This window comes from Hydrogenophaga sp. SL48 (genome assembly GCF_021729865.1).
Taxonomy (GTDB): Bacteria; Pseudomonadota; Gammaproteobacteria; order Burkholderiales; family Burkholderiaceae_C; genus Hydrogenophaga.
Genome location: NZ_CP063400.1, coordinates 5,256,879 through 5,279,995 on the forward strand (window position 1 = coordinate 5,256,879; position 23,117 = coordinate 5,279,995).

The window sequence follows — 23,117 nt, forward strand, 5'->3', positions numbered from 1 at the left end:
GCCTCGAATGTTCACCAAGATCCTGATTGCGAATAGAGGCGAGATCGCCTGCCGCGTCGCCGCCACCGCCCGCCGCATGGGCGTGCGCACCGTGGCCGTGTACTCCGACGCCGACGCCAGCGCCAAACACGTGGCGGCCTGCGACGAAGCGGTGCACATAGGCGGCAGCGCGCCGAAAGACAGCTACCTGCAGTGGCAGCGCATCCTCGATGCCGCCAAGGCCACAGGTGCCCAGGCCATCCACCCGGGCTACGGCTTCCTGAGCGAGAACGAAGCCTTCGCCAACGCCTGCGCCGAAGCCGGCCTGGTGTTCATCGGCCCGCCTGCGTCTGCCATCCAGGCCATGGGCCTGAAGGCCGAGTCCAAGCGCCTGATGGAGAGCGCCGGCGTGCCGCTGGTGCCGGGCTACCACGGCGCCGACCAGGACCCGCACATGCTGCAGCACGAGGCCGACCGCATCGGTTACCCGGTGCTGATCAAGGCCAGCGCCGGCGGCGGCGGCAAGGGCATGCGCGCGGTGGAGAAAGCCGAAGACTTTGCCGCTGCGCTGGCTTCATGCAAACGCGAGGCCATCAACAGCTTCGGCAGTGACGCGGTGCTGGTGGAGAAATACGCCCAGCGCCCGCGCCACATCGAGATCCAGGTGTTCGGCGACACGCACGGCAACTGCGTGTACCTGTTCGAGCGCGACTGCTCGGTGCAGCGGCGCCACCAGAAGGTGCTGGAAGAGGCGCCCGCGCCGGGCATGACGCCCGAGCTGCGCCAGCAGATGGGCCTGGCGGCCGTGGCCGCGGCGCGCGCCGTGAACTACGTGGGTGCCGGCACGGTGGAGTTCATCGTGGAGCAGCCGCCCGAAGGCGGCATGCGCTTCTATTTCATGGAGATGAACACGCGCCTGCAGGTGGAGCACCCGGTGACCGAAGCCATCACCGGCCTCGACCTGGTGGAGTGGCAGCTGCGCGTGGCCAGCGGCGAGCCGCTGCCGCTGACACAGGAGCAGCTGCACATCGACGGCCACGCCATTGAAGCGCGCATCTGCGCCGAAACGCCGGACAACCAATTCCTGCCCGCCACCGGCCGGCTCGACGTCTACCGCAAGCCCGCCTGCACCAGCTTCGAACGCGGCTCGGTGCGAATCGACGACGGCGTGCGCGAGGGCGACGCGATCAGCCCGTTCTACGACTCCATGGTCGCCAAGCTGATCGTGCACGGCCGCACCCGCGCCGAGGCGCTGGCCCGGCTCGACGCCGCGCTGGCACAAACACGCATCGTCGGCCTGTCCACCAACGTGCAGTTCCTGCGCCACGTGGTCGCCAGCCCCTCGTTTGCCCAGGCCAACCTGGACACGGCGCTGATCCCGCGCGAAGCGGGCGTGTTGTTCCACCAGGACAAGGTCGGCCGCAACCTCGCCGTGGCCGCCGCCGTGGCGCAGACGCTGCTGGCCGAGCGCGCGAGCGAAGGCAAGGACCCGTTCTCGCGCCGCGACGGCTGGCGACCTCATGGCCTGACGGTGCGCCGCTTCGACTTCGAATACCAGGGCGAGGCGATGCAGGCGAGCCTGACCTACCTGCACGACGGCGCGCTGCAACTGGCATTCGGTGAAACCAGCGGCCTGCTGGCCTTCGATGCCCTGCCTGCGGAAAACGGCACGCTGATGGACCTGCGCTTCATGGGCCAGCGCCAGACGGTGCAGACCTGGCAGCGCGAAGAGATCGTGCACATCTTCTGTGCCCTGGGCGCCACCCAGATCACCGAACTCGACGCGCTGGCCCACGCCGGCGAAGCGGCACACGACGTGGGCCGTCTCACCGCGCCCATGCCGGGCAAGGTGGTGTCGTTCTCGGTCAAGGCCGGCGACGTGGTGAAGAAGGGCCAGCCCCTGGCGGTGATGGAAGCCATGAAGATGGAACACACCATCGCCGCGCCGGCCGACGGCACGGTGGCCGAGCTGCTCTATGCGCCGGGCGACCAGGTGGCCGAGGGCGCGGAGTTGCTGAAGATCGCTGCAGCAACCGCGTGACAGCGCTGGTCTTGCTGCTTGGCTAAGCTTGCCGCATGAACATCACCTTCTGCTGCACCGACACCAAAGCCGAACCCTGGCTCGATGGCTTGCGCGCCGCACTGCCCGGCGCACAGGTCGAGGTCTGGCAACCCGGCGCGCCGCAAGCCGACCACGCCGTGGTCTGGGCGCCACCCCAACAGTTTCTCGACGAACAGCAGGCGCTCAAGGGCCTGTTCAACATCGGAGCCGGGGTGGACGCGCTGCTCAAGCTGCGCCTGCCGCCCGGCGTGAAGGTGGTGCGTCTCGATGACGCGGGCATGTCGGTGCAGATGGCCGAGTACGTGTGCCACGCGGTGATCCGGCACTTCCGTGAATTCGACGGTTACGAGGCCGACGTGAAGGCGGGCCGGTGGTCGTACCGCAAGCCGCGCGAGCGCCAGGACTTCTCCGTCGGCGTGATGGGCCTGGGCGTGCTCGGCGAGCGCGTGGCCCAAGCGCTGCGGGTGTTCGAGTTTCCGGTGCACGGCTGGAGCCGCAGCCACAAGGCCATCGAGGGCGTGGTCACGCACAGCGGAGAGGCCGGGTTCGATACCTTCCTCTCAAACTGCCGGGTGCTGGTGAACCTGCTGCCGCTCACGCCCGACACGCGGGACATCCTGCGCCGCGAGACGCTGGGGCGCCTGAAGCCCGACGCTTATCTCATCAACGTGGCGCGCGGCGCGCACCTGGTCGAGGACGACCTGCTCGCGCTGCTGGAGAGCGGCCACCTGGCCGGCGCCACGCTCGACGTGTTCCGCACCGAGCCGCTGCCCGCCGAACACCCGTTCTGGAACCACCCGAAGATCACGGTCACGCCACACACCTCCGCGCGCACGCTGCGCGAGGAAAGCATCGCGCAGATCGCGGGCAAGATCGCGGCGCTGGAGCGCGGCGACCCGGTGGCCGGGGTGGTGGACCCGGTGCGCGGATACTGAGAGGCGGAGAGATGAGCTCCACGACCTCCACCTCCACCGTTCGCCGGTTCTTCGGCCTGCTGGGCTGGATCCTTCTGGTGCCCAGTGCCCTGACCGCGCTGGGCTCGGCCTGGCTGCTGGCCTCCAGCCTGAACTTCTCGGGCGAGATGCAGACGGCACAGGGTCGCGTGGTGGGGCACCACGACAGCTTCGTGGGAACGTCGACCCGCCGCGCGTTGGCCCAGCAGAGCATCGTGGAATTCGTGGCCAGCGATGGCCGCACCCTGCGGTTCACGGATTCGGTGCTGCGGCAGCTGCAGGCGGTGCACGAGGTCGGCGAAACGGTCACGGTGCGCTACCCGGCTCACGATCCGTCCAGGGCCGAGATCGGCAGTTCCGGCATGTTGAAGGTCTTCATCGGCTCGGTCCTGCTGCTGTTCAGCGGCGTCGGCATGGCTGTCGGCTGGCTGTTGCTGCGCCTGCGACCCAGGCCGGGCGATGCCACCGCCATGGCCTGAGGCCGGCCGCTCCCACCGGGCCGGCGGCACCCATCCGGGGGTCACCGCCCTCTGATAGGCTGTTCCGCTTTCATGTCACCAGGGATGTCCTTCATGCACCGTTGCCTCTCGCGCCCCCCGGCGCTGTTTCCCGCCCTGATCGCCGCCGCGCTCGCGCTCGGCGCCTGTTCGGCGAAGGACGAACCACAGGCCGTGTCCGCCCCGACGCGCGACGCCGCGCCCGAGATGTCCGCCAAGATGATGGCGGGCGCGCCCGCGCCCATGGCTGCCGCGGCGGGTGGCGCCGAGGCCGTGTCGCCGCGCCACATCGCCGTGAGCCACGCGCTGGAGGTGGTGGTGCCGGCCGCGCAGATCACCGAGGCCTGGAAGGCCGTGGCCGACACCTGCGCCAAGCTCGATTGCGAGGTGGTGTCCTCGTCCGTGCGCAAGGAGCTGCGCGACCAGCCCGGCGGCGCCGAGCTGGAGATGCGTGTGAACCCGAAGGACGCGCCGCAGCTGCTGGGCCAGATCGACGGCGTGGGCCGTGTGGCCTCGCACAACACCAGCAGCGAAGACAAGACCGCGCAGGTGGTCGATGTCGAGGCGCACATCAAGAACCGCACCGAGTTCCGCGACAGCCTGCGCGCGCTGCTGCAGCAACCGGGCGCCAACCGCAAGCTGTCGGACGTGCTGGACATCCAGCAGACCCTGTCGCAGACCCAGGCCGAACTCGACAGCCACGCCACCCAGCTCAAGCTGCTGATGCAGCAGACCACGCGCCAGCACGTGCAGGTGGCGTTCCGCCCCGAGGTCACGCTGACCGAAGGCCGCGCCGCCAACCCGATCTGGACCGCGCTGCGCGACGCCGGTCAGGTGATGGCCGACAGCGTCGCCAGTCTGATCACCCTGGTGGCGGCGTTCATTCCCTGGCTGGTGCTGCTGGTGCCGCTGGGGTGGGCGCTGCGCCGCGCCTGGGCCTGGCGGGCACGCCGCCGGGCGCCGCCCGCCGCCTGATTTGTCCTGAAAGAGGTTTCCCCATGTCCATGTCCATGCCCACCCGTGTCCAGCTCATCGACGTCGGCCCGCGCGACGGCCTGCAGAACGAAAAGCAGCCCGTGCCCGCCGCGGTCAAGATCGAACTCGTGCACCGCCTGCAGGCCGCCGGCCTGAAAGAGATCGAGGTCACCAGCTACGTGAGCCCGAAGTGGGTGCCGCAGATGGCCGACAACCACGAAGTCATGAGCGGCATGCGGCGCCAGGCGGGCGTGCGCTATTCGGTGCTCACGCCCAACCTCAAGGGCTTCGAGGCGGCCCTGATCGACCAGCCTCACGAGATCGTGGTGTTCGGCGCGGCCAGCGAGGCCTTCAGCCAGAAGAACATCAACTGCTCCATCGCCGAGAGCATCGAACGCTTCGCGCCCGTGGTCGCGGCGGCGAAGGCGGCCGGCATCGCCGTGCGCGGAGCGATGAGCTGCACCGTGGGCTGCCCCTACGAAGGCGAGATATCGCCCGAGCGCGTGAGCTACCTCGCGGGCCTGATGAAAGGCATCGGGGTTGAACGGGTGGACGTGGCCGACACCATCGGCGTGGGCACGCCGCGCAAGGTGCAGGCCGCCCTGGAGGCGACGCTGAAGCACTTCGAGGTGGACCACATCAGCGGCCACTTCCACGACACCTACGGCCAGGCGCTGGTCAACACGATGGCCTCGCTGGAGCTGGGGGTCTGGAACTTCCAGTCCTCCGTGGCCGGGCTGGGCGGCTGCCCCTACGCCAAGGGCGCCACGGGCAATGTGGCGACCGAAGACGTGGTGTACCTGCTGCACGGCATGGGCATCGAAACCGGCATCGATCTCGACGCGCTGGTCGACGCGGGCCAGTACATCAGCGAGTTCCTGGGCCGCCCCAGCGGCTCGCGCGTGGCGCGCGCGCTGCTGGCCAAGCGGGCCAGCGCGTGAAGTGAAACACCCCCGCCGCGCTTCGCGCGACCCCCTCAAAAGGGGGCGGCACTGACCGTCCGTCCTGAGCTTTTCGAAGGGCGGCCCGGCGGTGCCCTGGGTGGCCCCGTTTCATGCGGCGGGGTTGCGCTCCGGTGCCCTGGATAACTGATTCGGCTCTGAGTCAGCGGTCCGTGGCCAGCCAGGTGCGCACCTGGCTGCTGGTGGCCTGCGTGACGCCGGGCAACTGGCTCACGACATAACGCGCCTGATCGACATCGCCAGGCTGCTGGGCCCAGCCTTGCAGGCGGGCCGTGCCTTGCGACACCTCGACGGTGATGTCCTTGGCCTTGTCTCCCATGGCGCTCACCAGGGCCTGCTGGGCGCTGGCGGCGGTGGTCGTGGCGTCGGCGGCGTGGGCCTGGATCGATCCGGCAAGACCCAGGGCGATGGCGAGGGCGGCGAGAGGGGCTTTCATGGTGCGGTTCCTTTTCATGAAGTGGGCGCGCCACCGTTGGGCGGTGGGCGGCGGTTCCGGGGAACGGTTGGAATGCCGGTGGCCGGGTTCGTTCACTGTCCGGAAGGCACCCAGGGTGAATACCTGATGAGCGGCAAAGCTGTGCGGTGATGGTGTCACGGCGTCTGTGCCCGGCCCGGCCTACCGCCCCTCGAACTTCGCCGCGCGTTGGTCCAGCCGGGCGCGCATGCCCTCGTGTTTGTCGGCCGTGGCGAAGGTGGTCTGGAACGCCGCGCGCTCGAAGGCCAGGCCGGCAGACAGCGGCGTTTCCATCGCCATCAGCACCGACTCTTTCACCAGCCGCAGCGCCACCGCCGGCAGCGCCACCAGTTGCGCGGCCAGGGCCAGCGCGCGCGGCTCGACCGCCGTGTCGTCCAGCACCTCGCTCACCAGGCCCCAGCGCTGCGCGGTCTCGGGGTTGATGGGGTCGCCCAGCAAGAGCATCTGCAGCGCGGCGTGTTTGCCCACGGCGCGCGTGAGCCGCTGCGTGGCGCCGCCGCCGGGCATGATGCCGACCTTCACCTCGGGCTGACCGAAGCGCGCGCCGTGCCCGGCCACGATCAGGTCGGCGTGCAGCGCGAGCTCGCAACCGCCGCCCAGCGCGTGGCCGTTGACCGCCGCGATCACCGGTTTGCTGCAGGCGGCGATGGCGCCCCAGAGCAGGTCGTGGCGGCGCTGCAGCAGGTCCACCGGTGTGGCGTCCACGTACTCGTTCAGGTCGGCGCCGGCGCAGAAGGCGCGGGGGCCACCGGCCAGCACGATCACGCGCACCGAGGCGTCGAGGTCGAGCCGGCGGAAGGCCTCGGCCAGCGCGCGGCGCAACGCCAGGTTGAGCGCGTTGAAGACCTCGGGCCGGTTCAGGCGCAGCAGCGCCACGCCCTCGGCCGGGCGCTCTTCCAGCAGGATGTCTGGCGGGGTGTCGCTCATGCCGCGTCTCCCGTGAACCGGGGCGCGCGCTTCTCGAAGAACGCGGCCACGGCCTCGGCGTGGTCGGCCGTGTGGTGCGCCAGGCCCTGCAGGCGGCCGGCGGCGTGGAGTGCTTCGTCCAGCGTGCCGGTGCGCGCCTGCTGCAGCAGCTGGCGCGTCCAGCGCAGCACCTGCGGCGGGTTGGCTGCGATGCGCCCGGCCAGGCGGAAAGCCTCGTCGAGCAAGGCCTCGGGCGCGACCACGCGCGACACCAGGCCGAAGCGCAGGGCCTCTTCGGCGTCGATGGCGTCGCCGGTGAGCGCCATCTCGGCCGCGCGCGCGTGGCCGATCACGCGCGGCAGCAGCCAGCAGCCGCCGTCGCCAGGGATGATGCCGACCTTCACGAAGCTCTCGGCGAAGCGCGCGGTGGTGGAGGCGATGCGCAGGTCGCACATGCAGGCCAGGTCGTTGCCCGCGCCGATCGCCGGGCCGTTGACCGCCGCGATGATGGGCACCTGCAGCGCCTCGAACGCGCGCGGGATGCGCTGGATGCCTTCGCGGTAGCGCTGCGCGATCTCTTCGGGCGAGCCAGCGAACATGCCGCTGCGGTCGCGCATCTCGGCCACGTTGCCGCCCGAGCAGAAGGCGCTGCCCGCGCCGGTGAGGATGGCCACGCGCACGTTCAGGTCCGCGTTCAGCGCGGCAAAGGTCTGCTCGAAGGCCGCGAACATGGCCTCGCCGCTCAGGGCGTTGCGTGTGTCGGGCCGGTTGAGGGTGAGCAGCGCGACGTGGCCGCGCTGTTCGAGGCGGATGGGTTCGTTCATGCTTTGGTTTCCACGTTTTCAATCGCCATGGCCACGCCCTGACCCACGCCCACACACATGGTGATGAGCGCGTAGCGCCCGCCGCTGCGCTGCAGCTGCCGCGCGGCGGTGAGCACCAGGCGCGCGCCGCTCATGCCCAGCGGGTGACCGAAGGCGATGGCGCCGCCGTTCGGATTCACGTGCGGCGCGTCGTCGGGCAGGCCGAGCGCGCGGGTCACTGCCAGGCCCTGCGCAGCGAAGGCTTCGTTGAGTTCGATCACGTCGAAGTCGCCGATGCGCAGACCGGTCTGCGCCAGCAGCTTGTGCACGGCGGGTACCGGGCCGAAACCCATCACGCGCGGCGCGATGCCGGCGCTGGCGTAACCGATCACGCGGGCGACGGGCTGCAGGCCGTGGCGCTGCACGGCCGCTTCGCTGGCCATGAGCAAGGCGGCGGCGCCGTCGTTCACGCCCGACGCGTTGCCGGCGGTGACGCTGCCGTTTTGGCGGAAGGCGGGTTTGAGGCTCGCCAGGCTCTCGGCCGTGGTGTCGGCGCGCGGGTGTTCGTCTTCGCTGACCGGTGTCACCGCGCCCTTGCGGCCGGGCACCTGCACCGGAACGATCTCCTGCGCCAGCACGCCCGAGCGTTGGGCAGCTGCCGCGCGCTGCTGGCTGCGCAGCGCAAACGCGTCCTGGTCGGCGCGCGAGATGCCGTGTTCTTCCGCCACGTTCTCGGCCGTCTCGCCCATGGCGTCCACGCCGTGCAGCTGCACCATGCGCGGGTTCACGAAGCGCCAGCCAATGGTGGAGTCGTGGATCTCGGCGTGGCGCGAAAACGCCGCCGTGGGTTTGGGCATCACCAGCGGCGCGCGGCTCATGCTCTCCACGCCGCCCGCGATGGCGAGCTGCAGGTGCCCGCAGGCCAGGCCGCGCGCGGCCTGCGCCACGGCCTCCAGCCCCGAGCCACACAGCCGGTTGACCGTGATCGCCGCCGCCGTCACCGGCAGGCCCGCGAGCAGCGCGCTCATGCGCGCCACGTTGCGGTTGTCCTCGCCCGCCTGGTTCACGTTGCCGTAGACCACCTCGTCGAGCTGGTCCCAGTCCAGCCCGGGGTGGCGGACCATCAGGGCCTGCATCGGCAATGCACCGAGGTCGTCGGTGCGGATGCCGGAGAGCGCGCCGCCGTAGCGGCCGATCGGCGTTCGCACGCCGTCACAAAGAAATGCGTTCATCACAAAGAAGATTCGGAAGAAACGAAGGGAAGTTCAAACCAGGACGCCGCGGAACCGGCTTCGCCGGGCCGCCAGCGTCGCCCCCCTGGGGGGGTGGCGGCGAAGCCGACGCGGGGGGGGTTACAAGCCGAGCAAGTGCTCGGCGTTCCCGTGCATGATTTTTTCCATCACCTCGGGCTTGTAGCCCAGCTCGTCCCACTCACGCAGGATGCGCTCATAGGGCAGGCTGGGGTAGTCACTGCCGAACATGATCTTGTCCTGCAGGCGGCCGCGGATGTCCACCTTGAGGTTGCCCGGGAAGTGCTTGGGCGCCCAGCCCGACATCTCCCAGTACACGTTGCCTTTGTGCAGAGCCACGGCCGTGGTCTCGTCGACCCAGGGCCAACCGGGGTGGGCCATGATGATCTTGAGGTTCGGGAAATCGGCCGCGAGCTGGTCGATGTGCTCGGGGTGGGCGTGGCGCACCAGCGCGCCGTTGCCGCCCGGCATGCCGGCACCCATGCCGGTGGTGCCCACGTCCACCATCACCGCCGCGCCCATGGCGTTGATCTCTTCGAACAGCGGGTAGTGGCGGCGGTCGCTCACGGCGAAGTGCTGCATGATGGGGTGGAAGTGAAAGCCGATGAAGCCCAGTTCCTTGATGGCCTTGCGGGCCTGGATCATCGCGATCTCGCCCTTGGCCGGTTCCACCGCGCCCCAGCACTGGATCACGCGCTGCGGGTGGCGTTTCCACATGCCGTGCACGTACTCGTTGGTGCAGGGCGGGGCGGCCACGGTGGTCTCCAGGTCGAGCGCCACGAGGCAGGCCTCGACGCCCGCGCCGGTGAACTCGGCGATCACGTCCTTTTCGCTCTTGCCCACCCAGTCGCGTTTCCAGTAGCGGGCGAGTTCGGCCGGGTAGGGCCCTTGTGATTCGATCCAGGTGGGGGTGCCCGGGTAGCAGTGCAGGTCGATGATGCGCATGGTGTGTCTCTTGTGGTGTGGGGTCAGTGGGCGGTGGCGGCGGAAGCTGCGGCAGTTTGTTCGGCCTGCAGCTTCTGGGCGACCAGTTCGCCCAGCGCTTTCTTGGACACCTTGCCGAAGGTGGAGACCGGGAAGTCGGGCAAGACCTCCAGCCGCTCGGGCAGCTTGAACTTGGCGATCTCCTTGGTCAGCAGGAAGCCCACCAGTTCCTTGAGGTGCAGGGCCTTGCCCGGCTTGAGGATCACGAAGGCGCACATCTTTTCGCCCATGGCCGGGTCGGGCATGGGCACGCAGGCCACGTTCTGCACCGCGGGGTGCATGAGGATCAGGTTCTCCACCTCTTCGGCGCTGATCTTTTCGCCGCCGCGGTTGATCAGGTCCTTCTTGCGGCCCTCGACGATGTAGTTGCCGCTCGGGTGCTTGCGCATCAGGTCGCCGGAGCGGTAGAAGCCCTCGGGCGTGAACTGGCGCGCGTTGTACTCGGGCACGCCGTAGTAGCCGCGCAGCGTGTACGGCCCGCGCACGGTGAACTCGCCCACCTCGCCGTCGGGCACGGGGTTGCCTTCGTCGTCGAGCAGAAGCACCTCGTCGTCCTCGCACACCGGGCGACCGCAGGTTTCCAGCTTGACCTCTTCGGGGTCGCTGGCGCGCACGAACATCAGCGTGCCTTCGGACATGCCGAAGTTCTCCTGCACGAACACGCCGGGGATCAGCGCACGCGTCTTGGCGCGCACCTCGGGCTGCATGCGCTGGCCGCCGCTCTGGATCACTTTCAGGCTGTCGAGCCGATGGTCCTCGACCGCCGGGTCGTTGATCAGGCGGATCAGCAGCGCGGGCACGACCTTCAGGTGCGTGACCTTGTGCTTTTCGATCAGCGCGCACATCTCGGCCGGCCGCGTGTTGCCGTGCAACACCACCTTGGCGCCCTTGAACATGAAGCCCTGGATGCCGGGGCAGGCCAGCGGCAGGTTGTGCGCGATGGGCAGTACCAGCAGCAGCGTGGAATCGGCCGTGATCTCGGTCACCTCGGCGGCCACCTTGGAGTTGTAGGCGTAGTCGTTGTTGGTGCGCGGGATCAGCTTGGGGATGCCGGTGGTGCCGCCCGAGAGCTGGAAGATGCAGGGGTCGGTCGGGTCGATTTTTATGTCGGCCAGGCGCGAGGCCGGCAGCGTGGCGGGCTTCTTGATCAGCTCGCGCAACGACACCTCGCCCGCGCCGGCCTCACCCAGCACGATGCGGAACCTCAGCGACGGGTTCTCGGCCTGCACGCGGGTGATCACTGGCGCAAAGGCGAAGTCGCCCGACGTGTCGGGGTAGACCGCCGTCGTGGCGCCGGACAGCTGAACGAACTGGCTGATCTCGGCGTAGCGGTGGGTGACCAGGGCCGCGATGGGGATGCAGCCGATCTTCTGCAGCGCGAAATACAGCACCACGAACTCGTGCACGTTGGGCAGCGTGGGCACCACGCGGTCGAGTGGCTGCAGGCCGAGTTCGAGCAGGTTGAGCGCGAGGTTGGAGCTGACGCGGTCGAGCTCGGCGTAGGTGTAGATCACGTCGCCGTCGATCAGCGCCACGCGGTCCGCGTGCTGTCTGAACACCGCGTCGAATTCCTGCGCCAGCGACCGGTCCTGCCAGTAGCCCTTGGCGCGGTAGCGCGCGGCGTAGTCGGGAGGAAAGGGAACGAATCCTTCAAGCATGGAAGTCTCCTGAAAAACAAAGAACGCAAGAGGTCTGGCCGGCGGTAACGCCCAGGGCACCGCCGGGCTGGCTTTGCCAGACGGCCAGTGCCGCCCCCTTGAGGGGGTCGCGCGCAGCGCGGCGGGGGTGGGTCAGGTTGAACTGGTGAAACCGCCGTCGATGACGACGACCTCACCCGTGACGAAGCGCATGCCGGTGATGAGGTTCAGCATCACCTCGGCCACGTCGTCGGCGGTCACGCAGCGCTTGAGCGGCGTGGCCTTGGCGCGGGCACCCATGAGCGCGTCGTACTTGTCGCCCAACATGCGTTCCATCCAGTCGCCCTCCATCCAGCCGGGGGCGACGGCGTTCACGCGGATGTCCGGCCCCAGGTTCCAGGCCATCATCTTGGTCAGGCTCACCACGGCGGCCTTGCTGGCGGCGTACGGTGGCGGCTGCGGGCCGGGGCGCAGGCCCACGATGCTCGCGGTGTTGACGATGGACGGCTCACCGCCCTGTTCCTTGCTTTTCCTCAGCAGCGCCACGGCCGCACGGCTCACCTGGAAGTTGCCGCGCACGTTGACCGCGAAGGTGCGGTCCCAGGCGTCCATGTCCAGGCTCTCCAGGTCCTTGACCTTCCAGGTCGCGGTGGTGCCGGCGTTGTTGATCAGCGCGTCGAGGTGACCGAAGGCCTCGCCCACCTTCGCCAGCATCTGGCGCACCGCCGCGTCGTCGCTCACGTCGCACTGCAGCAGCAGGGTTTGGGCGCCCAGGGCCTGGGCTTCTTCTGCCACGGCCTGCGCGGCCTTGGCGCTCGATGCGTAGTTGATGGCGACGTCAAAACCGGCGGCCGCGAGGGCCAGCACGGCGCTGCGGCCGATGCCGGTGCCGCCGCCGGTGACGAGGGCCTTTTTGCGGGTGGTCATGGGAAGGTGCTCCTGTCTCAAAAGGGATGGGCCGAGTTCGTCCCGGGCACCGGCTTGTCCGGTACCTTCGGGCCGAGAAAAGGGAAGGGCGGTTTACTGCGCTTGCACGCCGAGCTCGTTCACCAGGCGCTTCATCGCGCCCTGCTGCTGCACGAAAAACTCGTGCGCGCCGGCCACGCTGTCCTGGCGCGGGTACACGCCCATGTCGCCCAGGCGGGCGGTCACCTCGGGCGAGGCGGTGATGCGGTTCACGTCGGCGTTGATGCGCTCGACGATGGCGGCCGGCGTGCCGGCGGGCACGATGATCTGGAACCAGCCGATGGCCTCGTAGCCCGGGTAGGTCTCGGCCACGGCCGGCACGTCGATGCCCGGCAGGCGCTTGGCCGATGTCACCCCGATGGCGCGCAGCCGGCCCGACTTCACGTGCTGCAGCAGGCCGGGCACGCCGTCCACGGTGAGCGTCGCGTCGCCCGACAACACCGCCGTCACGGCCTCGGGCGGCGCGCGGAAGGGGACGGTGAACAGGCCCATCGCGCCCGCCTTGCTGACCATTTCACCGGCCAGGTGGGGGAGCGAATTGAGCTGCGGTGCCGCGAAGTTCACCTTGCCGGGGTGGGCCTTGGCGTGCTTCGCCAGATCGGCCACCGACTGGATGCCGCTGCTCGACGGTACCGCGAGCATCAGCGGGCTGATGCCCACCGTGGCGGCCGAGGTGAGGTCGGTGTCGGGGTTGAACTGGGGGTTCTTGAACACCAGCGGCGTGATGGTGCCCATGGCTGCGGGCACGAAGCCGATGGTGTAGCCGTCCGGGGCCGAGCGAGCCAGCGCCGACATGCCGGGGATGCCGCCCGCGCCGGGCTTGTTGTCCACGATCACGCCCTGGCCCCAGGCGGCGGCCAGCTTCTCGCCCACGATGCGGGCGATCACGTCGGGCGCGGCGCCGGCACCGGCCGGCACGATCAAACGCACCGGCTTGCTGGGCCAGGCCTGGGCCATGGCCTGGGTGCTGGCCAGCGCAAGCAGGGAGAGGGCGGCCTGCAGAACGCCGCGCTTGGAAATCAGGGTCATGTCGTGTCTCCGGATCGTTGGTGTGGTGAGTCCCCGGCATCGGGGCTGGAGCGGACTGTAGGCACGCACGCCGTTTCAAATAAGATGGCGCGATCCACAAAGCGATTCACAAATCGCATCCCCCCTGTCGCACACACCCGCCCATGAAACTCGACCAGTTGCAGCACCTGATGGCCATCGTCGAACACGGCAGCCTGCGCTCGGCGGCCAAGCGGCTGGACGTGCCGCAGCCCGCGCTGACGCGCAGCGTGCGGGCGCTGGAGAGGGAGCTGGGGGTGAGCCTGTTTGCGCGCCAGACCACGGGCATGGTGCTGACCGCCGAAGGGGTGCGCTTTCACCGGCGGGCCTGCGTGATCACCAGCGAGGCGCGGCGCGCGCGCGAGGAGGTGCAGCAGCCCGGGCCCAACTACGAGGGCACGGTCTCGGTGGCGCTGTCCATCATGCCGCACCTGGGCATGCTGCCCGACGCGCTGCCGGTGTTCCGCCGCACCTACCCCAAGGTGAAGCTCAACCTCACCGAGAGCCTGATGCCGGCGGTGGAAGGCGCGCTGCGCGACGGCAGCGTGGACTTCTACCTGGGCGCCGCGCCCTGGCTGAAACCCGCGCCGGGGCTGGCGCTGCAGCACCTGTGCGACAACACTCGCGTGGTCGTCTGCCGCAAGGGGCATCCGCTGGCGCGGGTGCGCAGCCTCAAGGCGCTGGCGGGCGCCGAGTGGGCGACCACCACCATCGACCACAACGCCGAAGAAGACCTGGCGCGGCTGTTTGCTTCCCACGGGCAGGCCGCGCCGCGCGTGATGTTGAGCGCGCACTCGGCGCTGTCGGTCGAGGTGGCGCTGGTGCAGACCGACCTGCTCGCCATGCTGCCCAAACAGTGGATGAGCTTTGCCATGACGCGCGACCTGCTGGACGTGATTCCCGTGCGCGAGCGCCTGCCCGCGCCGGCCATTGTGTTGGTGCGCCGGCCGGATTTGCCGTTGTCGCCGCCTTCGGAGTTCTTCTGCGACGTGCTGCTGCGCGGCCTGCCGCGCGGCTGAGCCTCAGCGCGCCACGGCGCGCCGGATGAAGTCGCCCAGCGGTCCGCTCACCGTGGTGTCGGCGGTGCCGATGGAGGCGCCGGGCGAGAAGTGGTTGTGGTGCCGCCACCAGTGCAGCGCGGGCTGGAAGCCGTGTTGCCCCACCAGCCGCGCGAACAGCTCGCCGGCCTGCACCTGCATCTGCAACAGGTCGCGTTCGGCGGCGGCGACCAGCAGCGGGAAGGGCGCTGCGTCGATCTGCTCCACGACGCTGGCCTCGTCCCAGGTGGCGGTGTCGGGGCCGAAATAGGCCTCGTTGCGCGGGTCGGGCGAGGGGATGTGCAGCGCCTCGCGTGCGAGCCCTTCGAGCCGTGCGTGGTAAGGGCCGGAGAGCAGGGCGGCGCCGGCGATGCGCCAGCCCGGCGGCTGGAAACGGCGCATCAAAGTGGCCGCGGCCACGTGCGCCGCACCCGCCGATTCACCCACCAGGACCACACGCCCGGGATCGGCGCCCCAGGTCGGCGCCAGCGCCTGCAGGGCCAACCAGACGGCCGCCACGTCCTCGGGCCCGCTCGGCCAGCGGGCTTCGGGCGCGAGCCGGTAGTTGGCGAGCACCGTGACCAGGCCCTGCCTGGCGCCCCACCAGCCGATGTTGGCCCGGTCCTGTTTGTCGCCGCGCAGGAAACCGCCGCCGTGAAAAAACACCAGCAGGGGCGCCCCTTCGGGTGCCGGCCCAGCCGGCAGGTAGACGTCGAAGCGGTGGCGCGGGTGCCCGCCGTAGGGCAGATCTGGCCGGCAGCGCAGGCCGTCGCGTGGCTGTTCGGCGAGCCAGGGGGCGTACAGGGCCTGCACGCCCGGCGGGGTGGCGGCCGGGCCCAGGGCGGCGAGCGCGGCGATCAGGGCCGGGGGCATGGGGTCGTGGGGCGGCGGGGTGGTCATGCGGTGGGGTGGGGTCTGTGGTTCGCGCGATGGTGGCGCGGGACGGGGGTGCGGGGAAGATGGCGAACGGCACCGGGCGATCTGTTTCCGGCATCTCCCTGCGTCGGGCCCAGCCGCTTCCGGGCGCCCCGCAGCGCGCCGGGGCCTTGCAGAAACGGGCATCATCTCGGGCTGATCAAAACTTGGAGTGGGTTGTGGAACTGAACGTCTGGTTGGCCTATTTCGCGGCGGCCTGGGTGATCGCGCTGTCGCCCGGCTCGGGCGCGGTGCTGTCGATGACGCACGGCCTGGCCTATGGCGTGCGCCGCACGGGGGCCACCATCGTGGGCCTGCAGCTGGGGCTGATGGTGATCCTGCTGGTGGCCGGGGTGGGCGTGGGGGCGCTGCTGATGGCCTCGGCCACCGCCTTCACGGTGGTCAAGGTGGTGGGCGCGGCCTACCTGATCTGGCTGGGCTGGCGGCAGTGGGTGTCGCCGGTGGACCCGGCGCCCGCTGCGCCGTCCGGGTTGACCCAGGCAGCCGCGCCAGCGGCCCGCGACAGCGCCGGCCCCAGCGTCCGCGAGCGCGTGTTGCTCGGCTTTTTCACCAACGTGACCAACCCCAAAGGCATCGTCTTCATGGTCGCGGTGCTGCCGCAGTTCATCGACCCCGCGCGCAGCCTGGGGCTGCAGCTGCTGATCCTGCTGGTGACCACGGTGTTCACCGACGTGCTGGTGATGCACGGTTACGCGTTCCTCGCCTCGCGCGCGCAGCGCTGGCTGGCGACCGCCAAGGCGCGCCGCGCGCAGAACCGCGTGTTCGGCGGCGTGCTCATGGCCATGGGCGCGAGCCTGTTCATGGTCAAAAGAGCCGTGGCCTGAATGCCTGCGGCCGACCGATACCATTCGTGCGCATGAACGAACCCGTCTTGAACCCCCCCGAACGATCCGCCGGCGTGCAGCGCGTCACCGACGCCCTGGCCGCGCTCGGCCACCCGCACGCGCCCGTGATGCTGAGTGACGCCGCGCGCACCGCGCAGCAGGCGGCCGATGCCCTGGGCGTGGCGCTGGGCCAGATCGCCAAGAGCATCATCTTCCGCCGCAAGACGGACGACGTGGCCGTGCTCGTCATCACCTCGGGCGACCTGCGCGTGGACGAGAAGAAGGTGCAGGCCATCGTCTGCGCCGAGGGGGGCAAGCTGGGTCGGGCCGACGCTGATTTCGTGAAAGACAAGACCGGCTTCTCCATCGGCGGTGTCTCGCCGCTGGCGCACGCCACGCCGCCCGTGACGCTGATCGACGACCAGCTGTTCCGCTTCGACGTGATCTGGGCGGCGGCGGGCCATCCGCACGGGGTGTTCCGCCTCACGCCCCACGACCTGCAACACCTCACCGGCGCGCCCGTGCACGACGTGACCGTGCCCGCCATGCCCTGACCCCCATGTTCCTCAAGAAGCTGTTTGCCCGAACCCCGGCGCCCGTGCCCCGGGTGCTGCCCCTGATCAACCTCGAGGACGCGCGCGCGCGCCACGTGGACCCCGAGGTGCCGTCGCCCTGCATCTCGGTGTGCCAGATGAACCCCGCCACCGACCTCTGCAGCGGCTGCTACCGCACGGTGGACGAGATCGCGGCCTGGAGCGGGCTGGACGATCCGGAGCGGCTCGTCGTGTGGGAGCGCATCGAGGCGCGGCAGCAGCCCCAGGTGTGAACCGGCATCGGATCGAAAGGCCCTCACCATGACCGCGACCGACTTCGACCCCGCGCCCCCGTCCGTCACCCTGCACGAGCTGACCTTTTTCTACGACCCGATTTCGCCCTACGCGCACCTGGCGTTCGAGAGGTTGCCGCAGGCGCTCATGGGCCTGAGCGTGCACGTGCGCTACCGGCCTGTGCTGTTCGCCGCACTGCTGAAGGCACACGGGCAGCTCGGCCCGGCCGAGATCCCGGGCAAGCGCGAATGGACCTACCGGCAGATGGCCTGGCTCGCTCACCAACAGGGCGTAAGGCTCGACATGCCGGCGGCCCACCCGTTCAACCCGCTCTCGCTGTTGCGGCTGGGGTTGTGCACCGCCACCGACGACGCGCCCGGTGACACCAACCGCTACGTGACCGGGCTGCTGTTCCAGCACGTGTGGCACGGCGGGCTGGACGCCACCGACCCCGCGCGCCTGGCCGCGCTGCAGGCCCGGCTGCAGGACCACATGGCCGAGCGGCAAAAGCCCTGGCACGCGCCCGACAGCGACACCGTGAAACAGCGGCTGCGCGACAACACCGAGGCCGCGCTCGCCGCCGGACTGTTCGGCGTGCCGTCGATCGTGGTGAACGGGCGCGTGTTCTGGGGGCAGGACGCCCTGCCCATGCTGCGTGCCTGCCTGGACGGCGACCCCTGGTTCCAGTCCGGCGCCTGGGAGGCGGCGGACCAGCTGCCGGCCGGGGTGCGCCGAGGTTGATCCCCGCGGTTTTCTTGATCCGGCGCATGGCGCGGACCCCGGTGCTTGACTAGACTGCTCGCAGGTTGACGCCGCGTGCCACGTCGCGCGATGGGACCGCACCGCCATGCCCCTCACTCACAAGGAGATCCGCCATGTTCAAGAAAATCCTCGTTCCCACCGACGGTTCCGCGCTCGCGCAAAGCGCGGCCACCACCGCCGCCCAGCTGGCCAAAAGCCAGGGCGCTGAGGTGATCGGCGTCTATGTGATCGACCCCTTCCCCTACATCGGCATGGGCGAAGCATCGGCGGCCGGGCTTCAGTCTTACCTGACCGAGTCCCGCAACCTGGCGGGGCAGGCGCTCGACGCGCTGGGCAAGGTCTGCGCCGCCGAAGGCGTGCCCTTTGCTGGCGACACCATCGAGCGCAATGTGGTCTACGAAGGTGTGATCGAAACCGCCCAGGCCGAGGGTTGCGACCTGATCGTGATGGCTTCGCACGGTCGCCAGGGCATGAAAGCATTGATCCTGGGGAGCGTGGCTCAGAAGGTGCTGACCCACGCCAGTGTGCCGGTGATGATCGTCAAGGGGTGACGACGGTGCAGCGGCTTCGCCACACGCGGCGGCAGGAACACAGTCTTTTGGGTGACAAGTTCCTGGCCAGAGTGTAGCGATTCGTAACAGATGCGGGATGTGTAACGTTTCAAGGAACGGGGTCGGATGAGGCTACGTAGAGTCGCCTCTCATGCGAACGCACCTTCCACCCGATTCGTCCTTCTGTCCGACCGGTTTGTTGCGGTGGATGGCCTGCGTCAGCCTGCTGGCCGTGCTGGCCTCATGCGGAGGTGGAGAGGCCGAGAGAGGCGCTGGCACTGACACCGCCGCCAAGGCGTCGGCGGCTGCCGACGACGGCGGTGGCGCGCAGGGCTCCTTGTCGGAAGGATCGCCGTCGTCCTGGGCCGGGGTGATGGGCCCGATCGACGACACCCTGTCGAAGATCGGGATTTCGGGCGGGCCCAAGGCGCTCACCTCCCAGGGGGACGCTGTCAGGCTGGCCCATCAGGCCACGTTCGGCCCGACCGAGGCCCTGGTCCGAGAGATCGGGGAAGAGGGCGCCACGCACTGGATCGCCGACCAGATGAGCCTTCGGCGGACCTTCAAACGGTCGCTCACCGGCACCGAGGTCGTGCCGATGCCGCTGTCGCGCTACACCAGCGGTGGCACCAACGCGGTTCACAAACACACCAGCAGCACCGTGGAGTTCTGCCAGGGCAGGGGAGACAACTGCTGGCGCGACTGGTCATCGAGCACCCCGCTGGTCTGGGACTTCTACCGCAACGCCGTCAACAGCCCCGACCAGCTGCGCCAGCGCGTCGGCCTGGCCCTGCAGCAGCTGATGGTGGTGTCCAACTTCGAGGTGTCGGGTACCTACGGACTGCGCAACTACAACAACATGCTGCTGGACCACGCGTTCGGCAACTACCGCGACCTGTTGCGCAAGGTGATCCTCTCGCCGGTGATGGGCGATTACCTGGACCACGTCAACAACGACAAGCTGGCGCCCAACGAGAACTTCGCGCGCGAGCTGCTGCAGCTGTTTTCGCTGGGCACCTGCGAGCTCAACACCGACGGCACGCTCAAGAGCGGCGCCTGCATCCCGACCTACAACAACGAGCAGGTGCGCGCCTACGCCTTCGCGCTCACCGGCTGGACCTACCCCGCCGGCGGCGCGACGCCCTGGGGCTGCTGGCCACGGGGAGCGAACTGCCAGTTCTACGACGGCGACATGGTCACGGTGGCGGCCTTTCACGACACCCAGCCGCGCGCGCTGCTGTCGGGTGTTTCGCTGGCCTCGGGGCACAGCGCCGCCACCGCGCTCGACGCGGTGCTCACCAGCCTGATGAACCACCCCAACATCGGGCCCTTCGTCAGCCGCCACCTGATCCAGCAGCTGGTCACCAGCAACCCGAGCCCGGCCTACGTGCAGCGTGTGGTCACGGCCTTCAACACCGGTCGTTTTGATCGCTTCGGGAGGGGGGTCAAGGGCGACCTCGCGGCCACCGTGGCCGCCGTGCTCCTCGACGGCGAGGCCCGGTCGGCGGCGACCAGCAACGGCGGGCGCCTGCGCGAGCCCATCCAGCTGTTCACCGGCGCCGTGCGCGCCCTCAACGGTCGCACCGACGGCGACGCGCTGGGCTGGTGGTGGGGCGAGGAGTTGCGGCAACACGCCTTCCGCTCGCCCTCGGTCTTCAACTTCTACCCGCCGGACTACCCGGTGGCCGGCACGCCGCTGGTGGGGCCGGCCTTCGGCATCCACAACGCCAACACCGCGCTCAACCGCCTCAACTTCCTGAACTACCTGATCATGTGGGACGGCTCCAATCCCTCGTCCAGTGTGCCGAACGCGGTGGGTACCAAGGTGAACCTGAGCGCGTTCACGACCGATGCGACCAACCCGGAGCGGCTGGTGGACCGCCTGTCGTTGCTGGTGCTGGGCGAGCGGTTGCCCGATGCGTCTCGGAACGCGGTGCTCACCGCCGTGAGCAGCATCACGCAGAGCAACAGCGGTAGCGCTTACCTGACCACCCGCGTCAAGCAGGCCGCCTTCCTGGTGTTGGCCTCCCCGCAGTACCAGATGACCCGTTGAGATCCACATGACACACCCCCATTCCATGGAAGCGCTGCTGATGAACCGCCGTCGCTGGCTGAAGCTGGGCGGGGCCTCCCTCGCGGGAGCCTTCGGTGCGGGCAGCCTCTCGGCCCTGCTCCAGAACCCGGTCAATGCCCAGGCCGACGGCTACCGGGCGCTGGTGTGCGTGTTCCTCTACGGCGGCAACGACGGCATGAACATGGTGGTGCCGACCGACGCCACGCGCCATGGCCAGTACGCCGCCGTCCGGCAGACCCTGGCGCTGCCGCAAAGCAGCCTGATTCCGATCACCGGCACCGGCTTCGGCCTGCACCCGTCCATGACGGCGCTGGCCTCGGTGTGCAACGCTCAGAAGATCGTGCCGGTGATGAACGTGGGCCCGCTGTTCGGCCCCTTGACCAAGGCAGAGTTCCGCAGCCTGCCCGACACGCACCAGCTCATCCCCGACAACCTGTTTTCCCACTCCGACCAGCAGATCCAGTGGGAGTCGTCGAGCGCGACCTCGCTGGTGCGCACGGGCTGGGGCGGGCGCGCGGTGGACGCCATGATCACCGCGAACCCCTCGATGAACCCGGTGATCTCCGTGGGCGGCAACGGCCACTACGGCCTGTCGGCTTGGGGCACACCGCTGGTGCTGCCTGGCCCGGGTGGCACCTTCGGTGTCGACAACCTGACGAGCACGGGGGCCACCACCGTGGCGCGCAAAGCGGCACTGGAGGCGATGTATGCCTCGGCCAACCTGGGCAGCGCCAACGTGCTGCTGGGCAGCTACGCGCAACAGCAGCGCACGGCTTTCGAGATGTCGACCCGGCTCGGCACGATCGTGAAAGTCAGGCCCGCGCCGACAGCGCCCACCGCGATCGACACCGCGTTTGCGCCGCTCACCGACGCCAGCGGCAACATCACCACGCCCCTGGGCCGCCAGCTGTACCAGGTGGCCAAACTCATCCAGGGCCGCGCGACAGTGCAGGGCGACAAACAGATTTTCTTTGCGCAGCAGGGCGGCTTCGACACCCACAATGAGCAGATCGCCGCCACCAGCCTGGTGGGCGAGCACGCCCGGCTGATGCAGTCCCTGGCGGATGCCATGGCCTGCTTCTACAACGCCATGAATGCCATCAACATGGGCCACAACGTGACCCTGTTCACCCAGAGCGACTTCGGCCGGACCTTCGCGCCCAACAGCAGTTCCGGCACCGACCACGCCTGGGGCAACCACCACCTGGTCATGGGTGGGGCGGTCAACGGGGGCGCGGTCTACGGCACCTACCCGACCTTGGTGCTGGGTGGGCCGGACGATGTGGGCGAGGCCAGCTGGGAGCGGCAAGGCCGCTGGATTCCCACGACCGGCGTCGACCAGTACGCCGCCACCTTGCTCAAATGGTTCGGCGCCAACGACAGCCAGCTCAACACCATCCTGCCCAACCTCACCAACTTCGGTTCGGCCCGCGACCTCGGCTTCCTGGCCGCCTGATCGCGGGCGGCGGTGCGTTCACCGCCGGAAGCGGCCCGAGTCGTCGATGATGGACAGGTCGACGAACTCCAGGCCGGTGTGGTCGCTCGGGCCGTAGCCCAGCTCCAGCCCGCCGAGGTCCAGCTTCTTCAGGCCTTCCAGTGCGTCGCGCAGCTTGGCCCGCGTCGGGTTGGCGCCCGCGCGCTGCAGCCCGGCCACCAGCACCTTGGCGGCCGCATAACCCTCCAGCATCGCCGGACTCAGGCCTTCCAGGCCCTTGGCCTTCGCGAGGTCGCCTGCCTCCTTCACGATGGCCGCGGCCAGCGAACGCTCGTTGGGAAACACCTGGGTGACGATGGTGCCGGTCGCGTTGGCGCCCAGCGACTTCACGAAGCCGCCCGAGGCGTTGTTGGAGTTGGTGATGATCTGCGCCCGCGAACCGGCTTTGCGGATCGCCGCGATGCCGTCCGCGACGGCCACGCCCGACCCGATGAACAGCACGGCCTGGGCCCCCGAACTGGCCACCAGTGGTGCGAGGCGGCTGTAGTCGGGCTTGGCCCGGTCGAACTTCTCGATGAACAGCGGTGTCTTGCTGACGGAGGCAAAACCCTTCTGGGCGCCCTCGAGCAGGTCGGCGCCGAAGCTGTCGTCCACGTGCACCACACCGATGCGGTGAATGCCGATCAGGCTCAGGTGCTGCACCGCGCGCTCCGATTCGCGCTGGTAGGGCGCGCGCACGTTGAACAGCCAGGGGTGCGTGGGTTTGTGCAACGCCATGGCGCCGGTCGACGGCGCCACCAGTGGCACCTTGAATTCATCGAGCAGGGGAATGATGGCCTGGGTGTGCGGGGTGCCACGGGTGAGGAAAAGGCTGAGCACCTGCCGGTCGGTGATCAGGGTGCGGGCGTTGTCGGCCGCGAGTTTCGGGTCGAACTTGTCGTCCAGGGACTCAAGCTCGATCTTCTGTCCGTTGATGCCGCCTTTGGCGTTGATCGCGTCGAAATAGAGCTTCGCGCCATCGGTCGTCTCCTTGACCCCGGCGGCCACGGCGCCGCTGAAACCGGCGGTCTGGCCGATGCGCAGCTGTGCCCAGGTGGGGGTGGCCAGGGCCGAGAACAAGGCCGCTGCGGCGAGGGTCAGGCGCAGATGGCCTGGGCGGGGGGTGTTTTTCATCT

At 69.3% G+C, this 23,117-nt stretch carries 23 protein-coding genes; 13 read left to right on the forward strand and 10 right to left on the reverse strand.

All coding sequences use genetic code 11. From position 1 onward, the window contains the following. Window positions 1-7 precede the first annotated feature (7 nt). The 5 genes from IM738_RS25055 to IM738_RS25075 all read left to right on the forward strand — a co-directional run bounded on the left by IM738_RS25055 (window position 8) and on the right by IM738_RS25075 (window position 5,407). Entirely contained in the window at window positions 8-2,020 is a 2,013-nt protein-coding gene (locus IM738_RS25055) for an acetyl/propionyl/methylcrotonyl-CoA carboxylase subunit alpha (protein ID WP_236963698.1), read from the forward strand. 35 nt (window positions 2,021-2,055) lie between these two features. Then, a complete protein-coding gene (locus IM738_RS25060) occupies window positions 2,056-2,976 on the forward strand; it encodes a 2-hydroxyacid dehydrogenase (protein WP_236963699.1) in 921 nt (306 codons plus the stop codon). A gap of 11 nt (window positions 2,977-2,987) precedes the next feature. Next, the gene (locus IM738_RS25065) at window positions 2,988-3,473 is read left to right on the forward strand and encodes a DUF3592 domain-containing protein (RefSeq protein WP_236963700.1); all 486 of its coding nucleotides are present in this window, start codon (window positions 2,988-2,990) and stop codon (window positions 3,471-3,473) included. Window positions 3,474-3,557: 84 nt separating this feature from the next. Then, window positions 3,558-4,466, forward strand: a complete 909-nt coding sequence (locus IM738_RS25070; RefSeq protein WP_236963701.1) for a DUF4349 domain-containing protein — start codon at window positions 3,558-3,560, stop codon at window positions 4,464-4,466. A 29-nt stretch (window positions 4,467-4,495) separates the two neighbouring features. Further along, complete coding sequence (locus IM738_RS25075) at window positions 4,496-5,407, forward strand: hydroxymethylglutaryl-CoA lyase (RefSeq protein WP_236966413.1); 912 nt, start codon at window positions 4,496-4,498, stop codon at window positions 5,405-5,407. A gap of 163 nt (window positions 5,408-5,570) precedes the next feature. Here IM738_RS25075 and IM738_RS25080 read toward each other — a convergent pair whose 3' ends face one another. From IM738_RS25080 to IM738_RS25115, 8 genes are all read right to left on the reverse strand, one after another. Then, window positions 5,571-5,864: a BON domain-containing protein gene (locus tag IM738_RS25080; protein WP_236963702.1), complete on the reverse strand. Its 294-nt coding sequence runs from the start codon at window positions 5,862-5,864 to the stop codon at window positions 5,571-5,573. Window positions 5,865-6,044: 180 nt separating this feature from the next. Further along, window positions 6,045-6,830 (reverse strand): enoyl-CoA hydratase-related protein, encoded by a 786-nt coding sequence (locus IM738_RS25085; RefSeq protein WP_236963703.1) that lies wholly within the window; start codon window positions 6,828-6,830, stop codon window positions 6,045-6,047. Continuing rightward, window positions 6,827-7,633 (reverse strand): crotonase/enoyl-CoA hydratase family protein, encoded by an 807-nt coding sequence (locus tag IM738_RS25090; protein WP_236963704.1) that lies wholly within the window; start codon window positions 7,631-7,633, stop codon window positions 6,827-6,829. The genes IM738_RS25085 and IM738_RS25090 overlap by 4 nt, the downstream gene beginning before the upstream one ends. Further along, on the reverse strand, window positions 7,630-8,844 hold the full coding sequence (gene pcaF / locus IM738_RS25095) for a 3-oxoadipyl-CoA thiolase (protein ID WP_272907729.1): 1,215 nt from the start codon (window positions 8,842-8,844) through the stop codon (window positions 7,630-7,632). Before pcaF ends, IM738_RS25090 begins: the two co-directional genes overlap by 4 nt. A 120-nt stretch (window positions 8,845-8,964) precedes the next feature. Beyond that, on the reverse strand, window positions 8,965-9,807 hold the full coding sequence (locus IM738_RS25100; protein ID WP_236963706.1) for an amidohydrolase family protein: 843 nt from the start codon (window positions 9,805-9,807) through the stop codon (window positions 8,965-8,967). Window positions 9,808-9,830: 23 nt separating this feature from the next. Then, on the reverse strand, window positions 9,831-11,504 hold the full coding sequence (locus IM738_RS25105; protein ID WP_236963707.1) for a (2,3-dihydroxybenzoyl)adenylate synthase: 1,674 nt from the start codon (window positions 11,502-11,504) through the stop codon (window positions 9,831-9,833). Between the two features lie 132 nt (window positions 11,505-11,636). Continuing rightward, entirely contained in the window at window positions 11,637-12,410 is a 774-nt protein-coding gene (locus IM738_RS25110) for an SDR family NAD(P)-dependent oxidoreductase (protein ID WP_236963708.1), read from the reverse strand. Window positions 12,411-12,503: 93 nt separating this feature from the next. Then, window positions 12,504-13,478, reverse strand: coding sequence for a Bug family tripartite tricarboxylate transporter substrate binding protein (locus tag IM738_RS25115; protein ID WP_236963709.1), 975 nt, complete (start codon window positions 13,476-13,478; stop codon window positions 12,504-12,506). Between the two features lie 143 nt (window positions 13,479-13,621). Between IM738_RS25115 and IM738_RS25120 the strand changes: the two genes are divergently transcribed. Next, window positions 13,622-14,515: a LysR family transcriptional regulator gene (locus IM738_RS25120; RefSeq protein ID WP_236963710.1), complete on the forward strand. Its 894-nt coding sequence runs from the start codon at window positions 13,622-13,624 to the stop codon at window positions 14,513-14,515. Between the two features lie 3 nt (window positions 14,516-14,518). Here IM738_RS25120 and IM738_RS25125 read toward each other — a convergent pair whose 3' ends face one another. Beyond that, the gene (locus IM738_RS25125) at window positions 14,519-15,433 is read right to left on the reverse strand and encodes an alpha/beta hydrolase (RefSeq protein ID WP_236963711.1); all 915 of its coding nucleotides are present in this window, start codon (window positions 15,431-15,433) and stop codon (window positions 14,519-14,521) included. Window positions 15,434-15,627: 194 nt separating this feature from the next. On the opposite strand from IM738_RS25125, the gene IM738_RS25130 reads away from it, so the two are divergent. From IM738_RS25130 to IM738_RS25160, 7 genes are all read left to right on the forward strand, one after another. Further along, window positions 15,628-16,293: a LysE family transporter gene (locus IM738_RS25130; RefSeq protein WP_236963712.1), complete on the forward strand. Its 666-nt coding sequence runs from the start codon at window positions 15,628-15,630 to the stop codon at window positions 16,291-16,293. A 32-nt stretch (window positions 16,294-16,325) separates the two neighbouring features. Next, a complete protein-coding gene (locus IM738_RS25135) occupies window positions 16,326-16,847 on the forward strand; it encodes a YbaK/EbsC family protein (protein ID WP_236963713.1) in 522 nt (173 codons plus the stop codon). 5 nt (window positions 16,848-16,852) lie between these two features. Next, window positions 16,853-17,119, forward strand: a complete 267-nt coding sequence (locus tag IM738_RS25140) for a DUF1289 domain-containing protein (protein WP_236963714.1) — start codon at window positions 16,853-16,855, stop codon at window positions 17,117-17,119. A 70-nt stretch (window positions 17,120-17,189) separates the two neighbouring features. Continuing rightward, window positions 17,190-17,861 (forward strand): 2-hydroxychromene-2-carboxylate isomerase, encoded by a 672-nt coding sequence (locus IM738_RS25145; protein WP_236966414.1) that lies wholly within the window; start codon window positions 17,190-17,192, stop codon window positions 17,859-17,861. 134 nt (window positions 17,862-17,995) lie between these two features. Further along, window positions 17,996-18,433, forward strand: coding sequence for a universal stress protein (locus tag IM738_RS25150; RefSeq protein WP_236963715.1), 438 nt, complete (start codon window positions 17,996-17,998; stop codon window positions 18,431-18,433). A gap of 151 nt (window positions 18,434-18,584) precedes the next feature. After that, window positions 18,585-20,486: a DUF1800 domain-containing protein gene (locus IM738_RS25155; protein ID WP_236963716.1), complete on the forward strand. Its 1,902-nt coding sequence runs from the start codon at window positions 18,585-18,587 to the stop codon at window positions 20,484-20,486. 7 nt (window positions 20,487-20,493) lie between these two features. Then, on the forward strand, window positions 20,494-21,963 hold the full coding sequence (locus tag IM738_RS25160; protein WP_236963717.1) for a DUF1501 domain-containing protein: 1,470 nt from the start codon (window positions 20,494-20,496) through the stop codon (window positions 21,961-21,963). Window positions 21,964-21,981: 18 nt separating this feature from the next. Here the strand turns inward: IM738_RS25160 and IM738_RS25165 are convergent, their stop codons facing one another. Beyond that, window positions 21,982-23,115, reverse strand: coding sequence for an ABC transporter substrate-binding protein (locus tag IM738_RS25165; protein ID WP_236963718.1), 1,134 nt, complete (start codon window positions 23,113-23,115; stop codon window positions 21,982-21,984). Window positions 23,116-23,117 lie beyond the last annotated feature (2 nt).

Bases quoted from the DNA above. Each gene is read 5' to 3' on its own strand.
- IM738_RS25065 (WP_236963700.1), top strand. From the start codon at position 2,988: ATGAGCTCCACGACCTCCACCTCCACCGTTCGCCGGTTCTTCGGCCTG.
- IM738_RS25105 (WP_236963707.1), bottom strand. From the start codon at position 11,504: ATGCTTGAAGGATTCGTTCCCTTTCCTCCCGACTACGCCGCGCGCTAC.
- IM738_RS25055 (WP_236963698.1), top strand. From the start codon at position 8: ATGTTCACCAAGATCCTGATTGCGAATAGAGGCGAGATCGCCTGCCGC.
- IM738_RS25060 (WP_236963699.1), top strand. From the start codon at position 2,056: ATGAACATCACCTTCTGCTGCACCGACACCAAAGCCGAACCCTGGCTC.
- IM738_RS25075 (WP_236966413.1), top strand. From the start codon at position 4,496: ATGTCCATGCCCACCCGTGTCCAGCTCATCGACGTCGGCCCGCGCGAC.
- IM738_RS25090 (WP_236963704.1), bottom strand. From the start codon at position 7,633: ATGAACGAACCCATCCGCCTCGAACAGCGCGGCCACGTCGCGCTGCTC.
- IM738_RS25120 (WP_236963710.1), top strand. From the start codon at position 13,622: ATGAAACTCGACCAGTTGCAGCACCTGATGGCCATCGTCGAACACGGC.
- IM738_RS25110 (WP_236963708.1), bottom strand. From the start codon at position 12,410: ATGACCACCCGCAAAAAGGCCCTCGTCACCGGCGGCGGCACCGGCATC.
- IM738_RS25140 (WP_236963714.1), top strand. From the start codon at position 16,853: ATGTTCCTCAAGAAGCTGTTTGCCCGAACCCCGGCGCCCGTGCCCCGG.
- IM738_RS25155 (WP_236963716.1), top strand. From the start codon at position 18,585: ATGCGAACGCACCTTCCACCCGATTCGTCCTTCTGTCCGACCGGTTTG.
- IM738_RS25080 (WP_236963702.1), bottom strand. From the start codon at position 5,864: ATGAAAGCCCCTCTCGCCGCCCTCGCCATCGCCCTGGGTCTTGCCGGA.
- IM738_RS25165 (WP_236963718.1), bottom strand. From the start codon at position 23,115: ATGAAAAACACCCCCCGCCCAGGCCATCTGCGCCTGACCCTCGCCGCA.
- IM738_RS25085 (WP_236963703.1), bottom strand. From the start codon at position 6,830: ATGAGCGACACCCCGCCAGACATCCTGCTGGAAGAGCGCCCGGCCGAG.
- IM738_RS25150 (WP_236963715.1), top strand. From the start codon at position 17,996: ATGTTCAAGAAAATCCTCGTTCCCACCGACGGTTCCGCGCTCGCGCAA.
- pcaF (WP_272907729.1), bottom strand. From the start codon at position 8,844: ATGAACGCATTTCTTTGTGACGGCGTGCGAACGCCGATCGGCCGCTAC.
- IM738_RS25160 (WP_236963717.1), top strand. From the start codon at position 20,494: ATGACACACCCCCATTCCATGGAAGCGCTGCTGATGAACCGCCGTCGC.
- IM738_RS25100 (WP_236963706.1), bottom strand. From the start codon at position 9,807: ATGCGCATCATCGACCTGCACTGCTACCCGGGCACCCCCACCTGGATC.
- IM738_RS25070 (WP_236963701.1), top strand. From the start codon at position 3,558: ATGTCCTTCATGCACCGTTGCCTCTCGCGCCCCCCGGCGCTGTTTCCC.
- IM738_RS25135 (WP_236963713.1), top strand. From the start codon at position 16,326: ATGAACGAACCCGTCTTGAACCCCCCCGAACGATCCGCCGGCGTGCAG.
- IM738_RS25115 (WP_236963709.1), bottom strand. From the start codon at position 13,478: ATGACCCTGATTTCCAAGCGCGGCGTTCTGCAGGCCGCCCTCTCCCTG.
- IM738_RS25125 (WP_236963711.1), bottom strand. From the start codon at position 15,433: ATGACCACCCCGCCGCCCCACGACCCCATGCCCCCGGCCCTGATCGCC.